At 66.4% G+C, this 18,586-nt stretch carries 16 protein-coding genes; 4 read left to right on the forward strand and 12 right to left on the reverse strand.

Annotation, left to right across the window (positions count from 1 at the left end; all coding sequences use genetic code 11):
- Positions 1-17 precede the first annotated feature (17 nt).
- The 5 genes from mnmE to rpmH are packed head-to-tail and all read right to left on the reverse strand — an operon-like array spanning position 18 to position 3,810.
- On the reverse strand, positions 18-1,373 hold the full coding sequence (mnmE, locus tag DFQ59_RS00620; protein ID WP_114277731.1) for a tRNA uridine-5-carboxymethylaminomethyl(34) synthesis GTPase MnmE: 1,356 nt from the start codon (positions 1,371-1,373) through the stop codon (positions 18-20).
- Between the two features lie 46 nt (positions 1,374-1,419).
- Positions 1,420-3,075 carry a membrane protein insertase YidC gene (gene yidC, locus DFQ59_RS00625; protein WP_114277732.1) on the reverse strand — a complete coding sequence of 552 codons (1,656 nt, stop codon included), beginning with the start codon at positions 3,073-3,075 and terminating at the stop codon, positions 1,420-1,422.
- Between the two features lie 9 nt (positions 3,076-3,084).
- Positions 3,085-3,312, reverse strand: a complete 228-nt coding sequence (yidD, locus tag DFQ59_RS00630; protein WP_114277733.1) for a membrane protein insertion efficiency factor YidD — start codon at positions 3,310-3,312, stop codon at positions 3,085-3,087.
- Positions 3,297-3,662: a ribonuclease P protein component gene (rnpA, locus tag DFQ59_RS00635; RefSeq protein WP_114277734.1), complete on the reverse strand. Its 366-nt coding sequence runs from the start codon at positions 3,660-3,662 to the stop codon at positions 3,297-3,299. Before rnpA ends, yidD begins: the two co-directional genes overlap by 16 nt.
- Before the next feature lie 13 nt (positions 3,663-3,675).
- Positions 3,676-3,810: a 50S ribosomal protein L34 gene (gene rpmH, locus DFQ59_RS00640; RefSeq protein ID WP_114277735.1), complete on the reverse strand. Its 135-nt coding sequence runs from the start codon at positions 3,808-3,810 to the stop codon at positions 3,676-3,678.
- Between the two features lie 266 nt (positions 3,811-4,076).
- Between rpmH and dnaA the strand changes: the two genes are divergently transcribed.
- The 4 genes from dnaA (at position 4,077) to gyrB (ending at position 10,860) form a co-directional block, all read left to right on the forward strand.
- Positions 4,077-5,459 carry a chromosomal replication initiator protein DnaA gene (gene dnaA, locus DFQ59_RS00645; RefSeq protein ID WP_114277736.1) on the forward strand — a complete coding sequence of 461 codons (1,383 nt, stop codon included), beginning with the start codon at positions 4,077-4,079 and terminating at the stop codon, positions 5,457-5,459.
- A gap of 243 nt (positions 5,460-5,702) precedes the next feature.
- Positions 5,703-6,806 carry a DNA polymerase III subunit beta gene (gene dnaN, locus DFQ59_RS00650; RefSeq protein WP_114277737.1) on the forward strand — a complete coding sequence of 368 codons (1,104 nt, stop codon included), beginning with the start codon at positions 5,703-5,705 and terminating at the stop codon, positions 6,804-6,806.
- A gap of 501 nt (positions 6,807-7,307) precedes the next feature.
- A complete protein-coding gene (recF, locus tag DFQ59_RS00655; RefSeq protein ID WP_114277738.1) occupies positions 7,308-8,399 on the forward strand; it encodes a DNA replication/repair protein RecF in 1,092 nt (363 codons plus the stop codon).
- A 28-nt stretch (positions 8,400-8,427) separates the two neighbouring features.
- Positions 8,428-10,860, forward strand: coding sequence for a DNA topoisomerase (ATP-hydrolyzing) subunit B (gene gyrB, locus DFQ59_RS00660; protein WP_114277739.1), 2,433 nt, complete (start codon positions 8,428-8,430; stop codon positions 10,858-10,860).
- 274 nt (positions 10,861-11,134) lie between these two features.
- On the opposite strand, the gene DFQ59_RS00665 is transcribed toward gyrB, so the two are convergent.
- From DFQ59_RS00665 to DFQ59_RS00695, 7 genes are all read right to left on the reverse strand, one after another.
- Complete coding sequence (locus DFQ59_RS00665; protein ID WP_114277740.1) at positions 11,135-11,890, reverse strand: lysophospholipid acyltransferase family protein; 756 nt, start codon at positions 11,888-11,890, stop codon at positions 11,135-11,137.
- On the reverse strand, positions 11,884-12,459 hold the full coding sequence (gmhB, locus tag DFQ59_RS00670; RefSeq protein ID WP_114277741.1) for a D-glycero-beta-D-manno-heptose 1,7-bisphosphate 7-phosphatase: 576 nt from the start codon (positions 12,457-12,459) through the stop codon (positions 11,884-11,886). Before gmhB ends, DFQ59_RS00665 begins: the two co-directional genes overlap by 7 nt.
- 242 nt (positions 12,460-12,701) lie before the next feature.
- Positions 12,702-13,049, reverse strand: a complete 348-nt coding sequence (locus DFQ59_RS00675; RefSeq protein WP_245937132.1) for a nucleoside triphosphate pyrophosphohydrolase family protein — start codon at positions 13,047-13,049, stop codon at positions 12,702-12,704.
- Positions 13,050-13,055: 6 nt separating this feature from the next.
- The gene (glyS, locus tag DFQ59_RS00680; RefSeq protein WP_114277743.1) at positions 13,056-15,131 is read right to left on the reverse strand and encodes a glycine--tRNA ligase subunit beta; all 2,076 of its coding nucleotides are present in this window, start codon (positions 15,129-15,131) and stop codon (positions 13,056-13,058) included.
- Positions 15,124-16,074 carry a glycine--tRNA ligase subunit alpha gene (gene glyQ / locus DFQ59_RS00685; protein ID WP_245937133.1) on the reverse strand — a complete coding sequence of 317 codons (951 nt, stop codon included), beginning with the start codon at positions 16,072-16,074 and terminating at the stop codon, positions 15,124-15,126. The genes glyS and glyQ overlap by 8 nt, the downstream gene beginning before the upstream one ends.
- A 274-nt stretch (positions 16,075-16,348) precedes the next feature.
- A complete protein-coding gene (locus DFQ59_RS00690) occupies positions 16,349-17,035 on the reverse strand; it encodes a hypothetical protein (RefSeq protein ID WP_114277745.1) in 687 nt (228 codons plus the stop codon).
- Positions 17,036-17,095: 60 nt separating this feature from the next.
- The gene (locus DFQ59_RS00695; RefSeq protein ID WP_114277746.1) at positions 17,096-18,586 is read right to left on the reverse strand and encodes a sigma-54-dependent transcriptional regulator; all 1,491 of its coding nucleotides are present in this window, start codon (positions 18,584-18,586) and stop codon (positions 17,096-17,098) included.

Genomic DNA, 18,586 nt, shown 5'->3' on the forward strand with positions numbered 1-18,586 from the left:
CGTCGTCCCGGCAGGGCCTACTTGCCGATGCAGAAGCTGGCGAAGATCCGGCCCAGCAGATCCTCGGAGCCGAAGGCGCCGGTAATCTCCGCCAGGGTATCCTGGGCCAGGCGCAGTTCCTCGGCCAGCAGCTCGCCGGCGCGCGCCTCGGCCAGCTGGACCCGGCCCCGGGCGAGCGCCGCGCGCGCCGCCGCCAGCGCCTCCAGGTGCCGGCGCCGGGCCATGAACCCGCCCTCCCCGGCGCTGGCGCTGAAGCCCATCGCCTGCTCCAGGTGCCGGCGCAGCGCCTCGATGCCCTCGCCGCTGCTGGCGCTCAGGCGCACCACCGGCGCGCCCCGCTCCTCCCCCGCCCCGGCCGCGCCGCCGCTGAGATCGATCTTGTTGCGCACCACGGTCAGCGCGGGGCCCCGGGGCAGGCGGGCGAGGATCGCCTCGTCGGCCGCCGTCACCCCGGTGCGGTCGTCCACCACCAGCAGCACCCGGTCCGCCTGGCCGATGGCCTCCCAGGCCCGGCGGATGCCCTCCCGCTCCACCCGGTCCTCGCTCTCGCGCAGGCCGGCGGTGTCGATGACGTGCAGGGGCATACCGTCGAGCAGGATGTGCTCGCGCAGAATGTCCCGGGTGGTGCCCGGAATCTCGGTCACGATGGCCGATTCGCGCCCCGCCAGGGCGTTGAGCAGGCTCGACTTGCCGGCGTTGGGCTGGCCGGCGATCACCACCGTCATCCCCTCGCGCAGCAGGCTGCCCTGGCGGGCGGCGTCCAGCACCCCGTCCAGCCGGGCGGCGAGGCCGTCCAGCTCCCCCAGCACGTGGCCGTCGGCGAGGAAGTCGATCTCCTCCTCGGGAAAGTCGATGGCCGCCTCCACGTACATGCGCAGCTGCACCAGGGACTCCACCAGGGCGTGCACGCGCTGGGAGAACTCCCCCTGCAGGGAGCGCAGGGCGGAGCGGGCGGCCTGCTCCGAGGCGCTGTCGATGAGGTCGGCGATGGCCTCGGCCTGGGCCAGGTCGATCTTGTCGTTGAGGAAGGCCCGTTCGCTGAATTCGCCGGGGCGGGCCGGGCGCACCCCTTCGGCCAGCACCCGCCGCAGCAGCAGGTCCATCACCACGGGCCCGCCGTGGCCCTGGAGCTCGAGGACATCCTCGCCGGTGAAGGAGTGGGGAGCGGGGAAGTAGAGGGCCAGGCCCATGTCCAGGACGCCGCCGTCGCGGTCGCGGAACGGCAGGTACTCGGCCAGGCGGGGCGGCGGGAGCCGCCCCAGGACCGCGCGGGCCACGGCGCCGGCCCGGGGGCCGGAGACGCGGATGATGCCCACCCCGCCCCGGCCGGGGGGGGTGGCCTGCGCCGCGATGGTGTCGGCCGGTTCACTCATGGGCGCGCCGCCCGCGTGGTCAATCCGCCCCAGGCCCGCCACGCTCCTAGGCGTGGTGGGCGCCCGCCGCCTTCTCGATGCCGCGGGTGATGTACCACTGCTGGGCGATGGAGAGCGTGTTGTTCACCACCCAGTAGACCACCAGGCCGGCCGGGAAGAAGGCGAAGAAGACGGTGAACACGAACGGCAGCGCCATCATCACCTTGGCCTGGATCGGGTCCGGCGGCGTCGGGTTGAGCCTCTGCTGGATGAACATGGAGATGCCCATCAGCACCGGCAGCACGTAGTAGGGATCCTTGATGGAGAGATCGTGGATCCAGAGGATGAAGGGCGCCTGGCGCAACTCCACGCTCTCGAGCAGCACCCAGTAGAGGGAGATGAAGACCGGGATCTGCACCAGGATCGGCAGGCAGCCGCCCAGCGGATTGATCTTCTCCTTCTTGTACAGCTCCATCATGGCCTGGTTGAGGCGCTGCTTGTCGTCCCCGTAGCGCTCCTTGAGCGACTGCAGGCGGGGCGCCATGCGGCGCATGTTGGCCATGGAGCGATAGCTGGTGGCGGAGAGGTGGTAGAAGGCCAGCTTGATGATCACGGTCACCAGGACGATGGACCAGCCCCAGTTGCCCACCAGCTTGTGCAGCCACTTCAGCAGCCAGAACAGCGGCTGGGCGATGAACCACAGCCAGCCGTAGTCCACGGTCAGGTCCAGGCCGTCGGCGATCTGGGCCAGCCGGTCCTGGTTCTTCGGCCCCATGTAGAGCTCGAGAGAGAGATCCGCATCGCTCCCCGGCGCCACCTCACGGGTGGGTCCGGCCAGGCCGACCAGGTAGCGCTCGCCCGGCAGCGCCTTGGTGTAGAAGTGGTTGGTGGTGTCCTGGGGCGGAATCCAGGCGCTGATGAAGTAGTGCTGGATCATGGCCGCCCAGCCGCCGGGGACATCGCGGGAGAGCGCCTGCTTGGCCATGTCCTCGAACTTGATCTTCTCGTAGCGCTTGTCCGGGCTCGAGACGGCGGCACCGGTGTAGGTGTAGCCGGCGAACCTGGAACCGCCGAGATCGATGCCGGCGCTGCGCTGCAGCTGGCCGTAGATGCGCGCCGCCACCGGGTCGGCGTCGCCGTTCTCGATCCGGTAGTCCACCTTCACCAGGTAGTTGCCGCGGCTGAAGGTGTAGCTCTTGGTGACCTTGACGCCGTCGTTGTCGACCCAGGTCAGGGGCACCACCAGGGTGTCCTGCCCCGGCTCCAGGCGGAACTCGTCCGCCGCCGCGGTGAAGCGGGCATGGTGGTCGGGCAGGCCGTTGCCGAGCAGCCCGCTCTGGGCCAGGTAGACCCCGCGCTCGGAGGTTTCCAGCAGGGTGAAGGGCGTATCCTTGCGCTCCAGGCTCACCGGGAACTGCAGCAGGTGGGACTCGCGCACGTTGCCCCCGGCGAGGTCGATGACCACGTCGAGCACGTCGGTGCGCACCTCCACCTGGCCGGCGCCGGATGCGGCGGGCGCGGGTGCGCCGGGGGTCGGGACGGACGGGGCCGCGGCCGCGGTGTCGGGCACATCGGCGGGGACTTCGGCCGAGGGCGCGCCCGCCGACGGGGTCGCCACCGCCTGCGGCTCGGGCGGCGGGGCGTTCTCGCGCTGCCAGGCCTCCCAGAGCAGGAAGGAAATCAGGAACAGGGCCAGGTAGAGAAACAGTCTCTGGAAGTCCATAGTCGGCCGTCAGTGTTTGTGGGGTTCATCCGGCACGGGGTCGAAACCGCCCTCGTGCCAGGGATGGCAACGCAGAATCCGCCTCAGGGCCATCCAGCCGCCGCGCAGCACTCCGAACCGTTGCACCGCGGTTTCGGCATAGCAGGAGCAGGAGGGATGGAAACGGCAATTATTGCCCAGCAGGGGACTGATGAGGTAGCGGTAGGCGCGGATGGGCAGAATCAGGAGCCAGCGCATCGTTTCACCACTTCGCTCCAGTGCCTGTGCAGCGCCGCCCGGATGGCCCGGTTGTCCAGCTCGTCGAGCCTGCCGCGGACCATCACTATCATGTCCATTGCCGGCAGCTCTTCCTGGTGCAGGCGGAAGCTCTCGCGCACCAGCCGCTTGATGCGGTTGCGGGCCACGGCGCTCTTCACGTGCCGCTTCGCCACCGTCAGGCCCAGTCGGGGATGACCCAGCCCGTTGGGGCAGATCACCAGGAGGAGAGCGTTCCGCGCCAGGCGCCGGCCCTGGGCAAAGACCCGGGAGAACTCCCTGGGATGCGTCAGCCTCAGCGAGCGCGGGAACCGGCCTCCCCTCCCGGACAAGGAGCCTCTCGCCTCAGGCGCTCAGGCGCTTGCGGCCCTTGGCACGCCGGCGGGCGATGATCTGGCGGCCGTTCTTGGTGGCCATGCGGGCACGGAAACCGTGGTTGCGCTTGCGCTTCAGGACACTGGGTTGGAAAGTTCTTTTCATGACTGCCGCCCTGCGGGTACGTGGATATTGGACTTCGTTTATCTATATCAAGCCGGGGTGTCGGAACACCTGACGCTCACCGCGCACGGCACAGCCGCCGCTCCACGGAATAGAAGCGCCGAAGGATACTTCGCGTCCACGCGGCCTGTCAAATCGGGAACCGGTCCGGGGGCCGTCGGCGGCCTGTTCACAGGATGTGGATAACTCCATTCCCGGCGGCTACACTGGCGGGTCAGTCGACTTCAAAAGGGGGGGTGATTCTTCCAGTGGCCATCGCACTTTGGAACCAGTGTCTGCAGCGCCTGCAGGAAGAGTTGCCCAGCCAGCAGTTCAACACCTGGATCCGTCCCCTGCAGGTGGAGGAAAACGGCGCCACCCTCTACCTCCTCGCCCCCAACCGTTTCGTCCTCGACTGGGTGAGCGATCACTACCTGGAACGCATCAGCCACCTGCTGGCCGAGATCCATGGCGGGGAGCCGCCTCCCCTGCTGCTGGAGGTGGGTAGCCGCAGACAGCCCCAGGCCCGTCCTGCCGGTCCGCCGGGGAACAGTCGCGCCCCGGCCACGGCCACGGAAATACAGCCCTCAGCGCCCGCCACAGGCGGTGAGGAGCGCATGCCCGCCCGCTGGCGCAACACCCTGAACCCCGCCTTCACCTTCGACAACTTCGTGGAGGGCAAGTCCAACCAGCTGGCCCGCGCCGCGGCCACCCAGGTGGCGGAGAACCCCGGCCTGGCCTACAACCCGCTGTTCATCTACGGCGGCGTCGGTCTCGGCAAGACCCACCTGATGCACGCCACCGGGAACCTGATTCTCAAGTCCAAGCCCCGCGGCCGGGTCGTCTACCTCCACTCCGAGGGGTTCGTGGCCGACATGGTCAAGGCGCTGCAGCGCAACGCCATCAACGAGTTCAAGCGCTTCTACCGCTCGGTGGACGCGCTGCTCATCGACGACATCCAGTTCTTCGCCCGCAAGGAGCGTTCCCAGGAGGAGTTTTTCCACACCTTCAACGCCCTGCTCGAGGGCCAGCACCAGGTCATTCTCACCTGTGACCGCTATCCCAAGGAGATCGACGGCCTGGAAGAGCGGCTCAAGTCGCGCTTCGGGTGGGGACTGACGGTGGCCATCGAACCCCCGGAGCTGGAGACCCGGGTGGCAATCCTGATGAGCAAGGCCGAGCAGGCCAAGGTGAAGCTCCCCGACGAGGTGGCGTTCTTCGTCGCCAAGCGCATCCGCTCCAACGTGCGTGAGCTCGAGGGCACCCTGCGGCGGGTCATCGCCAGCTCCCACTTCACCGGGAGACCCATCACCCTGGAGTTCGCCAAGGAGGCGCTGAAGGATCTCATCGCCCTCCATGATCGCCTCATCACGGTGGACAACATCCAGCGCACGGTGGCGGAGTACTACAAGATCCGGGTGGCCGACCTGCTCTCCAAGCGCCGCAGCCGATCGGTGGCCCGCCCGCGCCAACTGGCCATGGCCCTGGCGAAGGAGCTGACCAACCACAGCCTGCCCGAGATCGGCGACGCCTTCGGGGGGCGCGACCATACCACGGTGATCCACGCCTGCCGCAAGATCAAGGAGCTGAGGGAGACGGACCACTCGGTGCAGGAAGACTATGCAAACCTGTTGAGAACCCTCAGCACATGATGTTCCCATCCTGTGGATAAGACGGAACCCGCCGCAAGGCTCCGATTTATCCACAGGATGTGAGCAGCAAACGCAGGTTCCACACCCGGGTCAGTGCAGCTGAAAAAAACTTGCAACCATATGATAATTAATACATAAAACAATTTATCCACAGATGGACGGCTGACTAGTAACAACAACAGGTTTATAAGTATCTTTAATCAACAATTAATCAGTGAGATCACACAACACAGGACAGGCCGCATGAAATTCGCGATCCAACGGGAAGCCCTACTCAAGCCTCTGCAACTGGTCGCTGGTGTTGTGGAGAAGAGGCAGACCTTGCCTATACTCTCCAACGTATTGATTACATTGGAAAATGGACAGCTTTCCCTCACCGGGACGGATCTCGAGGTGGAGCTGGTTGCACGCACGACCGTTGATAGTGCCGATGAAAACGGGGAAATCACCCTGCCGGCACGCAAGCTCGTGGACATCATGCGCAACCTGCCCGAGGACTCCATGGTCGAGGTTCGTGTCCAGGACCAGCGGGCCGTGATCAAGACGGGAAGAAGCCGGTTCACCCTGGCGACGTTGCCGGCCAGCGAGTTCCCGAACGTGGAGGAGGTCCAGGCCACGAGCCGGTTCCAGGCTCCCCAGCGTGATCTCAAGTTCCTGATCGAACACACCCAGTTCGCCATGGCGCAGCAGGATGTGCGCTACTACCTGAACGGAATGCTGTTCGAGACGCAGCCTGACCTCCTGCGCACCGTGGCGACCGACGGCCACCGGTTGGCCGTCTGCGACAAGGAGATGGAGCTTTCCAATGTCGCCGCCACCCAGGTCATCGTGCCGCGCAAGGGGGTACTGGAACTTCACCGGCTTCTGGAAACCAGTGACGAGCCGGTGGAGGTGATTCTCGGCAGCAACCATATCCGGGTCATCGGTCCCCTCTTCAGCTTCACCTCGAAACTCGTGGACGGCCGCTTCCCCGACTATGGCGCCGTGTTGCCGAAGAATGGAGACAAGATCCTGGTCGCCGGCCGGGAAGATATGCGCCAGGCGCTTCAGCGCGCGGCCATCCTCTCCAACGAGAAGTACCGCGGTATCCGGCTCCAGCTCTCCGCCGGGACCCTCAAGGTCATGGCCAACAACCCTGAGCAGGAAGAGGCCGAGGAGGAGATCGAGGTCAACTACGGCGGGGATGAGCTCGAGATCGGCTTCAACGTGGGCTACCTGCTGGATGTGCTCAATGCCCTGGGAACGGACGCGATCAAGATCACCCTGAAGGATGCGGACAGCAGCGCCGATCTCCGGGCCGACGGTGACGACAGCTGCCGTTACGTCGTCATGCCCATGCGCCTCTGATGGTGACCGCCTGTCGTGGCGGTGGGTGCCCCGGACCCGTGATGGCCGGGTGTCAATCGCCCGGCTCTTCATCCGGGTTCGCCTCTGGTCCGGTCTTTCAAGCAACCAGCGGCAAGATGCCGCCTGCCGTTGGGGCCGACGGCTATATATATGAGACAGTCTCCTGATGGGGGATAGGCGAAGCGGGATGAACGCGCCCCTTACTATTTAGTGAAGGGGGATGCATCCCGCACGAGAGAACTACCAGCAACGGAAGCCGCGTGCAGAGGCATGCTGAATGCCCCCGTCAATCGTCCCGACGCGACCACCAGGTCGGTATATTCGCAGTCAGTGCTTCCGCGGTGACTCAGACCGCTCCTTCTCACCGGGCGCCGGGATTCAGGCTACGCGGCCTTCCGTTACGCGTTCGCGGCAGCGAGGGACGCAATCACCGACACGCCACCATCCCCCATTCCAGCGGCTCAACACCACCATGGAGCCTCGGCAGGAACACGACGTGGAATGAGCCTGCAGAAACTCGTCATCGACAATTTCCGTAACCTGGAGCATGTCCGGCTGGAACCCGCGCTGCACCTCAATCTCGTCACGGGTGCAAACGCCAGCGGAAAAACCAGCCTGCTGGAAGCAATACACTACCTGGCCATGGCCCGTTCCTTTCGCACCAACAAGCCTTCCAGCATCATCAGATACGGCGCAACGAGTCTGCAGGTGGTAGCAACGGTCCATCGCGAAACCACCGACACGACCACTCATATCGGCATCGAACGACAGCGTTCCGGTGACCTCACTCTCAGGGTCGGTGGGCAGGATGCCAGGAGCCGGGCGGAAATCATCGAGTGGTTGCCCATACAGATCATCGCGGCAGGTGTCCCAGCCCTGCTCGAGGGGGGGCCCAACGAACGCCGCCGCTTCAATGATTGGGGCGTGTTCCACGTGGAACATCGCTTCATGGAGACCTGGAGACACTACAGAAAGGCACTCCAACAACGCAATCGCGCCCTCAGGGAGGGACTTTCCGAACAGTTGATCACCGCCTGGGACGACGAGTTGCTTCGCTATGGCAAGCAACTCATCCAGATGAAAAGCGACTACATCCAGTCACTGCTTCCCTTTGCCGAGCCGTACCTGGCCACTGAGGCACACGATTTCGGTCCGATAGAGATAGAATTTCGGCCTGGACACCCCCGTGGTCAGGAACTCGAGGAAGCGCTAACACAATCGCTCAACTGGGACCGGGAGCATGGCTACACCCACTATGGTCCCCACCGTTCGGACCTGGTCATAAAATCCGACTCGAAGCCCGCCGTGGAGATACTTTCACGGGGACAGCAAAAGCATCTCAATAGCGCCCTCAAGCTGGCACAGGTGCATCATCTGCGCGTCACCACGGGCAAACACTGTATAGTGCTTCTTGATGACATCACCGCGGAGCTCGATCAGGCGCATACCGCTTCCCTGCTCCAGGACCTCCTCCAACTCCAGACCCAGCTGTTCGTCACCTCCCTGGACGAATCCATCATGGATCATGTCCCCCGTGATGTGGATAGGCGATTGTTCCACGTGGAACATGGCCGGTTTGAAGCAGTGATATAATGGACGCACTCGTCCACGGAGCATCCCTATGACAGATCAGCAGAACGCCACGTACGATTCATCCAGCATCAAGGTGCTCAGGGGTCTCGATGCCGTTCGCAAGCGTCCCGGCATGTATATCGGCGACACGGATGACGGCACCGGCCTGCACCACATGGTGTTCGAGGTGGTGGACAACTCCATCGACGAGGCGCTGGCGGGCTACAGCACGAATATCGATGTGGTGATCCATGCCGATGAGTCGGTGACGGTGCGCGACGACGGACGCGGGATACCGGTGGATATCCATCCCGAGGAAGGCCGATCCGCGGCGGAAGTGATCATGACCATCCTGCACGCCGGCGGGAAGTTCGACGCCAACTCCTACAAGGTCTCCGGCGGCCTGCATGGCGTGGGTGTTTCTGTGGTGAACGCCCTCTCCGACAAGCTCAGCCTGCTTATCCGGCGTGGCGGAAAGGTCTACGAGCAGGAATATTCCATGGGCAACCCGGCGGAGCCGCTGGCTGTGACGGGGGAGAGCGACCGGACCGGGACGGAGATTCGCTTCCATCCGAGCCCGACCATCTTCACCAATATCGAGTTCCACTATGACATCCTGGCCAAGCGGCTGCGGGAGCTCTCCTTCCTGAATCCCGGGGTGCGGATATCCCTGGCCGACGAACGGACCGGCAAGTCCGATGTGTTCGAGTACCAGGGTGGAATCCGCTCCTTCGTCGAGCACCTGAACCGCAACAAGACCTTGATTCATCCAACGGTTTTCCATTTCCGCCATGAGCGGGAAGATGGCATGACCGTCGAGGTGGCGATGCAGTGGAATGACGGTTTCCAGGAAAATATCTTCTGTTACACCAACAACATTCCCCAGCGTGATGGCGGCACTCACCTGGCGGGATTCCGCAGTGCGCTGACCCGTACGCTGAACAGCTACATCGACAAGGAAGGGCTGGCCAAGAAACTGAAGGTCTCGACCACCGGTGACGATGCCCGCGAGGGCCTGACCGCGGTCCTCTCGGTGAAGGTGCACGACCCGAAGTTCTCCTCCCAGACGAAGGACAAGCTGGTCTCCTCGGAGGTGAAGCCGGCCGTGGAATCGACCATGAGTGAAAAGCTGGACGATTTCCTGCTGGAGAACCCCGCCGATGCCCGCAGCATCGTCAACAAGATCGTGGAGGCGGCACGGGCCCGCGAGGCCGCGCGCAAGGCCCGTGAGATGACGCGCCGCAAGGGGGCGCTGGACGTGGCCGGCCTGCCGGGCAAGCTGGCTGACTGCCAGGAGAAGGATCCCGCCAAGTCCGAACTGTTCATCGTCGAGGGTGATTCCGCCGGCGGGTCCGCCAAGCAGGGGCGTGATCGCCGGTCCCAGGCGATTCTCCCGCTGAAGGGAAAGATCCTCAACGTGGAGAAGGCCCGGTTCGACAAGATGCTCTCCTCGGCCGAGGTGGGAACCCTCATCACCGCCCTCGGCTGCGGAATCGGGCGCGAGGACTACAATCCGGACAAGGCCCGCTACCACCACATCATCATCATGACCGACGCGGACGTGGACGGCTCCCACATCCGCACCCTGCTGCTGACCTTCTTCTACCGGCAGATGCCGGAGCTGATCGAGCGTGGCTACGTCTATATCGCCCAGCCGCCGCTCTACAAGGTGAAGAAGGGCAAGCAGGAGACCTACGTAAAGGATGACGAGGCGCTCGAGGCCTACCTTACCAGCCTGGCGCTGGACAACTCGGCGCTGTACGTGAATCCGGAGGCGCCGCCGATCCAGGGCAGCGGGCTGGAGAGTCTGGCCACCCAGTATCGCACCGTGATGGCGATGATCCGCCGGCTGTCGCGGCGCTATCCGGAGGTGATCCTGGATCGGCTGATCTACATGCCCACCATGACCACCGAGCAGTGGATGGATCCGGCCCGGTCCGCGGAGTGGGTGCAGGAGTTGCAGGGCCGCCTCATTTCCAGCGACGCCAACAATGGCCAGCCCCGCTACCAGCTGTCGGTTGAGAGCGATCCGGAGAAGAATGTGCCGGTGCTGTGGGTGAATATCATGACCCACGGCCTGGAGCACCGCCTGAGCATCACCCCGGAGTTCTTCGCCTCGGCCGAATACCGGAGCCTGGCGGCCCTGGGTGAGAACATCGTCGACCTGCTGGAGGCCGGCTCCTATGTCCAGCGCGGGGAGAAGACCCAGCCCGTCACCAGCTTCCGCGAGGCGCTGGCCTGGCTGCAGAGCGAAGCGCGGCGAGGGCTGCACATCCAGCGCTACAAGGGTCTGGGCGAGATGAATCCCGAGCAGCTGGCGGAGACCACCATGAATCCCGACACCCGGCGCCTGCTGCAGGTGCGGGTCGAGGACGCGGTGGCGGCCGACGAGATCTTCACCACCCTGATGGGCGACCACGTGGAGCCGCGCCGCGACTTCATCGAGCAGAACGCCCTGGCGGTGGCCAACCTCGATGTTTGATGCTTTGTTGGATGTGACCGCAGATTAACGGATTCGGGGACAGTATACTTATTTCCCGGCGAAACCCGGGCCTGCTAGGGGAGAGGGAGAATCTGCCGCCGGGAAATAAGTATACTGTCCCCGAATTGGCGTGCCCTGGTAAAGAGAAACCGCGCAGCGGCTCTGGGTTGGTCGTGAGCGTTGGAGCCGTGGAGCGAGTCTTTGCGCTATAAGGCGTTGGCTGTAAGTTAGTACTCACTATCTGCTGGTGAGCGGTTGTTCAAATCAACGACAATCAACGCGAATCTGCGGTTCCGGCCTTTGTTTCCGCGGCATCCGCGGGAAGCGTGGATATCCGGGCCATGGTGGAGCGGATCCAGGACTCGGCGTCGCGATTGATGTCGGCCGTGCCGCGGCCCGCGGTCTCGATGACGGGGCCGATGACCAGGCGGATGGTCCCGGGCTTCTTGAGGAACCCCCGCCGCGGCCAGTATTCGCCGGCGTTGTGGGCCACCGGGATGACCGGGTAGCCGCTCTTGGCGGCGAGCATGGCGCCGCCGATGTTGAAGGGCTTGCGCACGCCCGGCGCCACCCGCGTCCCTTCCGGGAAGATGACCACCCAGCGCCCGGCGTCCAGCCGGGCCCGGCCCTGGGTGAGGACCTGCTGCATGGCCTTGCGCCCGGCCTTGCGGTCGATGGCGATGGGCCGGGTGAGGGCCAGCCCCCAGCCGAACACGGGAACCCAGAGCAGCTCGCGCTTCAGCACCCAGGCCGGGTCATGGAACACCAGCTGCAGGTAGAGGGTCTCCCAGGCGGACTGGTGGTTGCACATGACGATGCAGTTCGACGGGGGGATGTTCTCCTCCCCTTCCACCTCGCAGCGCAGGCCGCAGGTCAGCTCCAGCCACGCGGTCATGGCGTGGGCCCAGCGTGCGATCAGCCAGACCCGGGGCCGTTCGGGCAGCACCAGGGCCACCGGGATCAGGGGCAGGTAGACCAGGGTGGCCAGCCACATTCCCAGCGCATAGAGGGTGGAACGCAGGATCAGCATGCCGTGTTCTCCCTGTGGTCTTCGGCAGCGGGTTCGGAGTTCAGCAGCCCGGTGACGGCGGCGGCCAGATCCGGGTAGACCGGGGTGCCCGGGGGGAGATCGGGGTTGGTAAGCGTTTGCTCACCCTTTCCGGTGCGCACCAGGATGGGCCGGGCGTCCACCGCCACCGCCGCCTGCAGGTCCCGCAACGAGTCGCCGATGGCGGGCACCCCGGCCAGGCTGACGCCGTAATGGCGGGCGATGGACTCCAGCAGGCCGGGCAGCGGCTTGCGGCAGGTGCAGTGATCCTCGGGAGTGTGGGGGCAGTAGTAGAGGGCGTCGACACGACCGCCGGCGGCGGCCAGCGCGGCGTTCATCCGGGCGTGAATCCGGTCCAGGGTGGCGCGGTCGTAGAGTCCCCGGCCCACCCCCGACTGGTTGGTGGCCACGGCCACGGTCCAGCCGGCGCGGTTGAGCCGGGCGATGGCCTCGAGGCTGCCGGGTATCGGCACCCACTCCTCCGGCGACTTGATGTAGGCGTCCGAGTCCTCGTTGATGACCCCGTCGCGATCGAGAATGATGAGCTTCATGTGATTGGTTTTAACCGCAGATTACGCAGATTACGCAGATTACGCAGATTACGCAGATTACGCAGATTCTATATGGTCAGGGGCAAGGATGGCTCGCAGTACACTAACATGCGTTGCCTTGCCTGAAGGGAGTGGCCGATCACTCAGGGGAGCATAGGCCGTTCCGGAATGCGGCAGTGCTCCCGTCCGGAGATATTCAATCCGCGTAATCTGCGTAATCTGCGGATGACAATAACAGGGGTTCAGTCCTTGAACTCGGAGACGCGGATGCGGCCGTTGACCATGCGCGAGCGGCGCTGCATGAGCTTCTCCATCTTCTCCCAGAAGGCGGCGTTGAGGTCGAACTCCGCGGCGATGGCCGTGCCCATGACCAGGATGAGCAGGTCGGCCACCTCCTCCGCCAGCTCCGCCTTCGGCTTGCCCTTGGAGACGCAGGCGGAGATCTCGCCCAGCTCCTCGGCCATCAGCGCCACGCGGTAGGTGAGCTCCTCGCCGCCCGTCTCCCGGAACCGGTGCTTGTCGTGAAAGGCCTGGACCGCCGCCAGCATGGCGGCCCAGTCTTCTGGCTTGTCAGGTTTGTAAGTGCTCACATTCAATCAGGACTGCAGGCGTGAGATGTCGGCCACCTCAAGGAACAGCCCGCGCAGGCCGCTGAGCAGCGCCAGCCGGTTGGCGCGCACGGCCGGGTCCTCGGCCATCACCAGCACCTGGTCGAAGAAGGCATCCACCGCGGCGCGCAGACCGGCGAGCCGGCGCAGGGCCTCGGTGTAGTCGCCGTTGTCCAGCAGCGGCCGGACCGCCTCGCGCTGGGCGGCGACCTGGTCGGCGAGCTCGCGCTCGGCGCTCTCCACCAGCCGCCCGGCGTCAACCGCAGCGGGGATCGCCTCCTCGGTCTTCTTGAGGATGTTGTGCACCCGCTTGTTGGCCGCGGCCAGGCTCTCCGCCTCGGGCAGCTCCCGGAACGCGGCCACCGCGTGTATCCGGTGGTGAAAGTCCAGCGGGCGGACCGGGCGGGTGGCGAGCACCGCCTCGAATACGTCGGGCCGCACGCCCTCCTCCTGGTACCAGGCGCGCAGTCGCTCGAGCATGAAGGTGAAGACCTGCTCCTCCACGTCGGGCGCGCTGATGCGGCCGTCGTAGCCGCCGCGGGCTTCGGCCAGGGCCCAGGTCAGGTCCAGGGGGAGCCCGCCCTCGACGAGGATGCGCAGGACGCCGACGGCGGCCCGGCGCAGGGCGAAGGGGTCCTTGTCGCCGCTCGGTGGCTGGCCGATGCCGAAAATGCCCACCAGGGTGTCGAGCTTGTCGGCGATGGCCACCGCCCGCCCGCTGTCGGTGGACGGCAGGGCGTCGCCGGAGAAGCGCGGCATGTACTGCTCGTTCAGCGCCCGCGGCACGTCGCCGGGCTCATGGGCGTGGGCGGCGTAGTACTCGCCCATGATGCCCTGCAGCTCGGGGAACTCGCCCACCATGCTGGTCATCAGGTCGCACTTGGAGAGCATGCCGGCGCGACGGGCGTTGTCGGGATCGAACCCCAGGCGATCGGCGATGTGGGCGGCCAGCCGCCCCACCCGCTCGGCCTTGTCGAACAGGCTGCCCAGCTGCTGCTGGAACACCACGCTGCGCAGGGAATCGAGGCGATCGGCCAGCGGGGTGTCGAGATCGGTGCGGTAGAAGAAATCGGCGTCGGAGAGGCGCGCACGCATGACCCGCGCATTGCCGGCCACCACCTGGGCCTCGTCGCGGCTCTCGATGTTGGCCACGGTGATGAAGCTGGGCAGCATCCGGCCGTCGCCATCCACCACGTGGAAGCACTTCTGGTGGTTGTGCATGGCCGAGACCAGGGCCTCGGCCGGGACCTCCAGGAAACGCTCCTCGAACGGCACCGCCAGGGCGCGGGGCCATTCCACCAGGGCGGTGACCTCGTCGAGCAGCGCCTCGTCCACCACCGCCCGGCCGCCGGCGGCGACGCCCGCCTCCAGCACCTGGGCGCGGATGGCTTCGCGGCGGGCATCGAAGTCGGCCAGCACGTGGCCCTCGGTCTCCAGCAGCGGCGCGTAGGCCTCCGGCTCGCCCAGGTAGAGGGCGCCGGGGTGCAGGAAGCGGTGGCCGCGGGTCTCGCGGCCGGCGCGGATGCCCAGCACCTCGGCGTCGATGACCTCGTCGCCGAACAGCAGGACCACCCAGTGCACCGGGCGCACGAATTCCACCTTGAGGCTGCCCCAGCGCATGCGCTTGGGAATGGGCAGCGCGGCCAGGGACTGTTCCACGATGGCGGGCACCAGCGCGGCGGTGGGCTGGCCGGGCTGCTGGGAGCGGAACACGAGCCAGGCGCCCTGCTCCGTCTCCAGCTTCTCCAGCGCCTCCACCGCCACCCCGCAGGAGCCGGCGAAGCCCTGGGCGGCCCGGGTGGGCCGGCCGTCGTCGTCGAAGGCGGCCCGCAGCGCCGGGCCGCGGCGCTCGAGCACCCGGTCCGCCTGGGCGGACTGCAGCGAGCGGATGTGGACCGCCAGCCGGCGCGGGCTGGCGTAGGTCAGCACCTCGCCGTGGGCCAGGTCCGCCTTGGCCAGCCCGGCGGTGATGCCCGCGGCGAAGGCCTGGGAGAGACGCCGCAGGGCCTTGGGCGGCAGCTCCTCGGTCCCTATCTCGATGAGCAGGTCGCGGGTGTCAGCCATGGGCGGCCTCCTTGGCCTGGGCCAGCATGGGGAAGCCCAGCGCCTCGCGGGCGTCGTAGTAGGCCTGGGCCACGGCCCGGGCCAGGGCGCGCACGCGCAGGATGTAGCGCTGGCGCTCGGTCACCGAGATGGCGTGGCGGGCGTCCAGGAGGTTGAAGGTGTGGGAGGCCTTGAGCACCTGCTCGTAGGCGGGCAGCGGCAGGCCGGCCTCGATCAGGCGCTGGCTCTCGCGCTCGCAGTTGTCGAACCAGCCGAACAGGCTCTCCACGTTCGCCTGCTCGAAGTTGTAGGTGGACTGCTCCACCTCGTTCTGGTGGAACACGTCGCGGTAGTAGACCTTGCCCAGGGGACCGTCGGTCCAGACCAGGTCGAAGACGTTCTCCACCCCCTGCAGGTACATGGCGATGCGCTCCAGGCCGTAGGTGATCTCGCCCATGACCGGGTCGCAGTCGATGCCGCCCACCTGCTGGAAGTAGGTGAACTGGGTCACCTCCATGCCGTTGAGCCACACCTCCCAGCCGAGGCCCCAGGCGCCCAGGGTGGGCGATTCCCAGTTGTCCTCCACGAAGCGGATGTCGTGCACCAGCGGGTCGATGCCCAGCTCCCGCAGCGAGCCGAGGTAGAGCTCCTGGATGTCCAGCGGCGAGGGCTTGATGACCACCTGGAACTGGTAGTAGTGCTGCAGCCGGTTGGGGTTCTCGCCGTAGCGCCCGTCGGTGGGGCGGCGGGAGGGCTGCACGTAGGCGGCGCTCCAGGGCTCCGGACCGATGGCGCGCAGGAAGGTGGCGGGGTGGAAGGTTCCCGCGCCCACCTCCATGTCCAGCGGCTGGAGCAGGACGCAGCCCTGCCGCGCCCAGTAGTCCTGCAGCGCCAGGATCAGGCCCTGGAAAGTGGTTGCATCATGGCCCCGGCCGGTGGCCGCGGGCTGGCTGAAATCGGTCACGGTGGATGTTCCTGTGGCTGAACCGTCCGCAAAGCGGACCATTATAGCCGGAGCGGGCGCAATTCTCATGGGATTGATGGACTAAGGGATAAGGGTGTTCCGTGTTCCGTGTTCCGTGTTCCGTGTTCCGTGTTCAGGATCGGATCATCTTCCCATTACCCGTCACCCATCACCGGGAATGCGTAGGGCCGGATTTATCCGGCCGGGCAGGGCCTGTAAACCCGGCGTTGTTATGCAGATGAACTTGCAACCGCCATTTCCGCGCCGAATGCCTTCAACCGCCGGACTCGGAGAGGAGGTACTCGAGGTAGTCCAGGCGACGCAGGGAGAGGTCGATCTTGTACTTTAGCTCCTCGTCCACCTCCGCCAGCAGGTGGAGCAGGCTCTCGTGGAAGAAGACGCCGAAGCTGTCGAGGTAGCGCAGCTGGTAGCCGCGGTCGAGCACCAGGTTGTCCACACCGAACAGATCGATCACCCGGGGATCCCGGTCCCCGTGCCAGCCGCGGGCGGCGGCGATGAAGCGGCGGAGCTGGTCGCGGGCGCGGCCGAGGCGGCGCAGCAGGGGCACCGCCTCCTCCTCGTTGCCCGGGTTGGCCAGGTTGAACCAGGGCGTGTGGGTGCGGGCGATGACCACCACGCTCGGCTCGCCGTCAACCTCGGTGTGGACGAACCGGGTGGCCGGGATGATCTCCCCCAGCGCCTCGCGCAGGGTGCGGTACTCGCGGGCGTAGACCCGGGCCTCGCGGAAGCCGCACGGCTGGCGGAACTTCTTGATGACCAGGTCGAGCGGCTCCTGGCCGCCGCCGCGCCGGATGCGGCCGGCCTGCTGCCAGACCTCGCAGTGGCTGCCGACGGTGGAGATGAGGGTGGCGGGCAGGTTGGCTGTGTCCAGGCAGGCGATGGTGCCGGGGATGCGGTCCACCTCCTTGCCGCCGGCCGGCCGATCGGATGGTTGCGCCACGCGCTGCTCCAGAAGGCATCGGGGTTGACGGGAGTATACCGCCCGGCGGGGGACGGCTGCTCAGTCGCCGTTGCCGCCGGCCCGCCTGCGGGTCTTGAGGGGCTGGATCTTCTCCAGTCCGTGGCGCTCCAGCTTGCTGCGCAAGCCCACCCGGGACAGGCCGAGCTCGCGGGCGGTCTTGCTCTTGTTCCAGCGGTTGCGGATGAGCGCCTCGCGCAGGATGCGCGCCTCCAGGGAGTCGAGCCGCTCCTTCAGGGTGCCCGCCCCGGGTTCCAGGCCCGGCTCCGGCTCGTCCCAGCCCTCGTCGCCGGGTATGGCCTGGAGAATGCGGGGCGAGAGCAGCTCGGCGCCGAGCAGATCGCGGCTGCCCATCACCAGCATGCACTGCACCTCGTTCTGCAGCTCGCGCACGTTGCCGGGCCAGTGGTAGGCCTGCATGCACTCGAGGGCCTCGTCGGTGAAGCCCCGCACCCGCTTGCCGTGCTGCTCGATGGCCTGCTCCAGCAGCGCCCGGGCCAGGGTCGGGATGTCCATGCGCCGTTCGCGCAGCGGCGGGACGCGGATGGAGGTGGTGGCGAGCCGGTAGTAGAGATCGTCGCGGTAGCGACCGGCGCGGACCTCCGTTTCCAGGTCCCGGTTGGTGGCGGCGATGACCCGGATGTCGACCCGGCGCCGCTGGTTGCTGCCGAGCGGGCGGATCTCGCCCTCCTGCAGCACGCGCAGCAGTTTCACCTGGAACGCCGGCGAGATGTCGCCGATCTCGTCCAGGAACACGGTGCCGCCGTCGGCCTGCTCGAACAGGCCGACGCGGTCCTCCACCGCGCCGGTGAAGGCGCCGCGCTTGTGGCCGAACAGCTCGCTCTCGAGCAGCTGATCGGGCAGCGCCCCGCAGTTCTCGGCCACGAACGGGCCGTCGGCGCGCAGGCTGTTGTAGTGCAGGGCGCGGGCGATGAGCTCCTTGCCGGAGCCGGACTCGCCGGTGATGAGTACGGAGATGTCGAACGGCGCCACGCGCTGGACCTGGTCGACCGTGGCGTTCAGCGGGCTGTCGGCGGTGCGTACCAGGCTGTCGTAGCGGAAGGTGCGCTTGAGCGCCTCGCGGCGCTTGCTGGTCCGGGTCTCCAGGGTGGAGGTGGCCACCTTCATCTCCAGCGCCAGCAGATCGCTCTGGCGCTGGAGGTGGAACAGGCGCACGGCGTTGTTGATGGTGAGGATCAGCTGATCCGGGTGCCAGGGCTTGGTTAGGTACTGGTAGATGCCGGCCTCGTTGATGCCCTGGATGATGTCGCTGGGCTCGGTATAGCCGGAGAGGATGATGCGCACCACGTCGGGCCAGAGCGCGCGGACCCGCTTGAGGAACTCCACCCCGGTCATGCCGGGCATGCGCTGATCGCAGAGGATCACCTGCACCCATTCACGGGCCAGGATGGCCTCCGCTTCCCCGGTCGTGGTGGCGGTGAGGACGTTGAAGTCGTCCTCCAGGATCCGCCCCAGCGTCTCCAGGGAGCGCGGCTCGTCGTCCAGCGCCAGGATGGTGGCCTTCTCGCCCAT

It is taken from the genome of Thioalbus denitrificans, from assembly GCF_003337735.1.
Classification (GTDB): Bacteria; Pseudomonadota; Gammaproteobacteria; order DSM-26407; family DSM-26407; genus Thioalbus; species Thioalbus denitrificans.

Excerpts from the sequence above, each read along its gene's own strand:
- mnmE (WP_114277731.1), bottom strand. The coding sequence starts at position 1,373 with ATGAGTGAACCGGCCGACACCATCGCGGCGCAGGCCACCCCCCCCGGC.
- yidC (WP_114277732.1), bottom strand. The coding sequence starts at position 3,075 with ATGGACTTCCAGAGACTGTTTCTCTACCTGGCCCTGTTCCTGATTTCC.
- yidD (WP_114277733.1), bottom strand. The coding sequence starts at position 3,312 with ATGCGCTGGCTCCTGATTCTGCCCATCCGCGCCTACCGCTACCTCATC.
- rpmH (WP_114277735.1), bottom strand. The coding sequence starts at position 3,810 with ATGAAAAGAACTTTCCAACCCAGTGTCCTGAAGCGCAAGCGCAACCAC.
- dnaN (WP_114277737.1), top strand. The coding sequence starts at position 5,703 with ATGAAATTCGCGATCCAACGGGAAGCCCTACTCAAGCCTCTGCAACTG.
- recF (WP_114277738.1), top strand. The coding sequence starts at position 7,308 with ATGAGCCTGCAGAAACTCGTCATCGACAATTTCCGTAACCTGGAGCAT.
- gyrB (WP_114277739.1), top strand. The coding sequence starts at position 8,428 with ATGACAGATCAGCAGAACGCCACGTACGATTCATCCAGCATCAAGGTG.
- DFQ59_RS00665 (WP_114277740.1), bottom strand. The coding sequence starts at position 11,890 with ATGCTGATCCTGCGTTCCACCCTCTATGCGCTGGGAATGTGGCTGGCC.
- gmhB (WP_114277741.1), bottom strand. The coding sequence starts at position 12,459 with ATGAAGCTCATCATTCTCGATCGCGACGGGGTCATCAACGAGGACTCG.
- glyS (WP_114277743.1), bottom strand. The coding sequence starts at position 15,131 with ATGGCTGACACCCGCGACCTGCTCATCGAGATAGGGACCGAGGAGCTG.
- DFQ59_RS00695 (WP_114277746.1), bottom strand. The coding sequence starts at position 18,586 with ATGGGCGAGAAGGCCACCATCCTGGCGCTGGACGACGAGCCGCGCTCC.